At 53.9% G+C, this 4,596-nt stretch carries 4 pseudogenes; 1 reads left to right on the top strand and 3 read right to left on the bottom strand.

The annotated features are described in order from the left end of the window. Nucleotides 1-207: 207 nt before the first annotated feature. From ACJHYR_RS26900 to ACJHYR_RS26910, 3 pseudogenes are all read right to left on the bottom strand, one after another. Nucleotides 208-669 (bottom strand): annotated as a pseudogene (locus ACJHYR_RS26900) (IS3 family transposase); the annotation flags it as partial. 80 nt (nucleotides 670-749) lie between these two features. Beyond that, a pseudogene (ltrA, locus tag ACJHYR_RS26905) lies at nucleotides 750-2,258 on the bottom strand (group II intron reverse transcriptase/maturase). Between the two features lie 672 nt (nucleotides 2,259-2,930). Further along, nucleotides 2,931-3,628, bottom strand: a pseudogene (locus ACJHYR_RS26910) (transposase); the annotation flags it as partial. Nucleotides 3,629-3,972: 344 nt separating this feature from the next. On the opposite strand from ACJHYR_RS26910, the pseudogene ACJHYR_RS26915 reads away from it, so the two are divergent. After that, nucleotides 3,973-4,487, top strand: a pseudogene (locus ACJHYR_RS26915) (integrase core domain-containing protein); the annotation flags it as partial. Nucleotides 4,488-4,596: the final 109 nt, after the last annotated feature.

Raw genomic sequence — 4,596 nt, forward strand, 5'->3', positions numbered from 1 at the left:
CAGTACAAAAATGCCCGCCAGGAGCATACCAGCCTGCCGAGTCTGCTTGAGTGTCGGTTTTCTGTGCTGGAGGCCGAGCAGGTATGGATTCTTAAATAAACCTCGAGTCTGTCTGGAATATAGAATCGGTAGCTAACGATGAGAAACCCAACAATCCCATCGGGTGTGACGGTGGAGTGATCCTACCCACGTAATGTGGACACGGCCCTAAGCGAGATTATGGTTTTCAAATTGTTCCGGGCTGAGACCGCCACAGGCACTGTGACGACGCCAGCGATTGTAATCACACTCGATATAATTAAACACCGTTGCCCGCATTATTTCCCGGCTGCTAAAGCGTTCCCCGTGGATACATTCCACCTTCAGCGAATGAAAGAAGCTTTCCACACAGGCATTGTCATAACAGTAGCCTTTCGCACTCATACTGCCACGCAGGTTGTGTCGCTTCAGCAGCGCCTGATAATCCCCTGAACAGTATTGACCACCACGGTCCGTATGAGCAATGACGCTTTCCGGGCGTCTTCTCCGCCACAACGCCATTTGCCGTGCATCACAGGCCAGTTGTGCTGTCATTCGCGGTGACATCGACCAGCCAATGACGGCGCGTGACCACAGGTCGATGACTACTGTGAGATACAACCAGCCCTCATCGGTACGCAGTAGAGTAAGAGGCAGGGCGTAGTCGGACTATTTCCCTGCCTCTCCTCCCCGAACCGGACATGCACCTTTCAGCGCATCCGGCTCTCCATTTAAACGCTGGCGAACGCCATTGCCACTTCTGTAAAGCGCGATGTATACGTCTTTCTGGTTTCCGTCCTCAGATAGGGATTACCTTCGGGTAGCCGCCAGCGGAACAGCTTCTTGCCTTGCCCCACCAACCGGTACAGTATTTCGCCGCTGAGCTTGCCGTGATTGGTTTTACCAAATAAAACCCACGTTTTGCTCTGACCCGGTTTCGGTGATTTACACCACCACCTCATCAGGGAAGCGATACTTGTACGGTATTTGCGGGCCAGCCAGTGAGCCAGCTTCTAGAACACGACACGGTCGATATAACTGAAGACTTTGGCCTTAAAATCAACGAACTGATAGAACATGGCCCAGCCTTTCAGTTTTCGGTTGAGTTGTTCAGCCATATCGACTTTGCTTTCACTGTAGTTGCCTGATAACAGTGCTGTCAGCGATGCGGCGAAGTTTCTGGCTTTCTCCAGCGGGATCGTTGAGACCACTTGCATCTCGCCATAACGACTGCGTTTGCGAATGATCCTGTGCCCCAGAAAGATAAAGCCGTCATTAACATGGGTGATTTTAGTCTTATCCATGTTCAGCCTGAGTTTCAGACTGCCTTCGAGCACACCCCGACACTCCTCCCTGATGGCTTCCGCCTGTGCTTTGGTGCCTTTGACGATGAGGACAAAATCATCGGCATAGCGGCAGTACGCCACCGCGGGTTTCCACTGCCAGTTTTCTCTGACCGCCGTACTTCGGCCCCGTTGGATACTGTTATTCCAGTACCACCGATCTTTTCTTGCTTTCCCGCTCAGGTAGCGCTCATGCAGGTATTGATCGAACTCATTCAGCATGATGTTCGACAATAGCGGCGATATAACACCGCCCTGTGGCACACCTTCACTGGCCGCCCGAAAGAGACCGACATCGATATGTCCCGCCTTGATGGTTTTCCACAGCAGAGTCATGAAACGTGCGTCACTGATCCTGCGGCGTACAGCCTTCATCAGCAGTCGATGATGTACGGTGTCGAAGTAACTGGACAGGTCGCCTTCAATCACCCAGCGTCCCCGGGTTTCACCGCAGTCGGTGAGCTGTAATTTCACCGTGCGGATCGAGTGGTGGACACTGCGCTCAGGCCGGAAGCCATATGAGAGCGTATGAAAATCACTCTCCCATATCGGCTCCATCGCCATCAGCATGGCCCGCTGAACAATACGATCCCGCAACGCGGGGATACCCAGTGGTCGCAGTTTGCCATTGCTTTTAGGGATGTAAACCCGCCTGGCGGGCAAGGGCTGGTAGTGGCCTGAGAGTAATTCATCCCTGAGGATTTGCAGCTCAACAGCCAGTCTGGCCTGTAGCATTGTTTTGTTCACGCCATCAACACCGGGGGTATTCGCCCCCTTTGATGAAAGCGTGATCCGCGCCGCTTCAGCCAGCCATTCTGGTTGTGTTATCAGACGCAGCAGCCGTTGAATCCGTAGGGACGGATCGGTGGCTGCCCATGTGGCAAGCTTGCGTTGCATTTCGCTGATTATCAAAGGTCTTCACCTCGTTAGGTCAGTTAATTTACGTCGCAGACACATTCAAACTGCTTCCCTTCGCCATGTAATGGGCTTTCCCCATCGCGGACTACTACGGAAGCTCCGCCAGCCAGCGCGTCATCGGAGCCATGCCCCCTTAACATCCGTCGCTGACCTTCCCCGGTTTGCCTGACTGGACTCAGACATACTGAGGAGGCTGCCCGTCGCACTCTTTATCCTTGCTTGCCGCAAGTTGGCAGAAGTCAGCAACGCGAGCGTGATAGACGCTGCTGACCCGGAGTTTCGCATACATGTCAAAACACCTTCGACCGGCAGTGCTTACGTATCACTGCCAGTTCCTCCTGCACGGCCTGTCAGATCACGTAGGCCGTGGTGACGTTTTCAACCCACAGAGGCGGATTAACGGGTTCATATTCTTAAGCCTTTCAGTACTTAACCTTGAGGATCATCTCGGCTTAGTGATCTCGCCTCAATCCCCGTTGTCAGCGGGTTACATCACCCTGCGGGCATGCCGCAGGTCACTGCCGCTCAGGTTCTCCACCGTCACACCCGGTGGGATTGTTGGGTTTCTCATCGTGAGTTACCGGTTCAATATTCCAGACAGACTCGTGGTTCATTTGAGCGTCTATGCTCGCCCTGAACTCCGGGCACACAGTACGTGATGTCACCCACCCACTTCTGGTTCGGGCCGCTGGCGCTGAAGTCCTGCTCCAGCAGATTCTCCAATACGGGCAGGCCATGTGCACGGTAGCTGGCCGGGCTGAACTTCCGGCTGGCTTTCGCCCGCAGCCCCTGACGACGCAGGCTGGCGGCAATGGTTTTAATATTGAACTCCGGCAGTTCGTCAGCAAGGCGGGGAGCACCGTATCGCTGCTTTGCCTCAAAGAATGCCTTATGGACAGCGGCATCGCAGGTGAGCCGAAACTGTTGGCGCAGGCTCATCTGGTGACGACGCCTGAGCCAGACATACCAGCCGCTGCGGGCAACCCGAAGTACACGACACATCGCTTTGATGCTGAACTCTGCCCGATGATTTTCGATGAAGACATACTTCATTTCAGGCGCTTCGCGAAGTATGTCGCGGCCTTTTGGAGGATGGCCAGTTCCTCAGCCTGCTCCGCCAGTTGTCGTTTAAGGCGGACATTTTCAGCGGCCAGTTCGCTTTCGCGCTCTGACGAACTCATTTGTTGCTGCTGTTTACTGCGCCAGGCATAAAGCTGAGATTCATACAGGCTGAGTTCACGGGCTGTGGCGGCCACACCGATGCGTTCAGCGAGTTTCAGGGCTTCGTTACGAAATTCAGGCGTATGTTGTTTACGGGGCTTCTTGCTGATTGATACTGGTTTTGTCATGAGTCACCCTGGTTAAGAGTTTACTCACTTAGTCCTGTGTCCACTATTGGTGGGTAAGATCAGTATGCGCTTACAGTCAAAGGTGTTCTGACATGTATGCAAAACACTGGGACATTAACGCTTATCACACTCGCGTTGCCGACCTCTGCCAATTTGCGGCAATCAAGACAAAGAGTGCGACGGGCAGTCTCCTCCCTCAGACAGGTGTGTACGATGCGGAGACATAGTAAACACTTGTTCGGAGACATGGTTGATACTTACAACTAAGGCATCAGAACCCGTTTATGGAGCCGCTTATGCCCAGGGAAGCGAGAGATACCATGTCACTACGTTCTGAGTTTGTTCTGCCCGCCTTCAGCACGGTGCATAACCTGATGGCCCGCAATGGCCTTCTGCCCGGTCTGGTTGCGGCAGCCCCGGCGACGGGCCGCTTCGAACACGCCGAACCAGCTCTGGCAGATGGATTTTAAGGGGCACTTTCCCTTTGGCGGTGGACGCTGCCATCCGTTAACGCTGCTGGATGATCATTCCCGTTTTTCCCTGTGTCTGGCTCACTGCGCCAATGAACAACGGACGACCGTGCAGCAACAGCTGGTCAGCGTATTTGAACACTACGGACTGCCGGACAGGATGCACCTGGACGGCACTGGAGTTATGGCTGATGCGTCAGGGTATCAAGGTGGGGCACTCCAGCCCGTACCATCCACAGACGCAGGGCAAGCTGGAACGTTTTCACCGCAGTCTGAAGGCGGAAGTTTTGCAGGGTAAGTGGTTTACAGATGCGGGTGAGTTGCAGCGCGCCTTCGATCACTGGCGTACAGTCTATAATCTTGAACGCCCGCATGAAGCTCTGGATATGTAGTGGTCAAGTAATACTGGCCACGGTTTTACAGTAAAAATGGTATCTGTTCTCTGACTCTTCCGGCGTCAGCCCTCCGTTATAATGGTGAGGCCTGACGCTATTGTAA

It is taken from the genome of Escherichia sp. WS1450 (assembly GCF_046487395.1).
Lineage (GTDB): Bacteria > Pseudomonadota > Gammaproteobacteria > Enterobacterales > Enterobacteriaceae > Escherichia > Escherichia coli.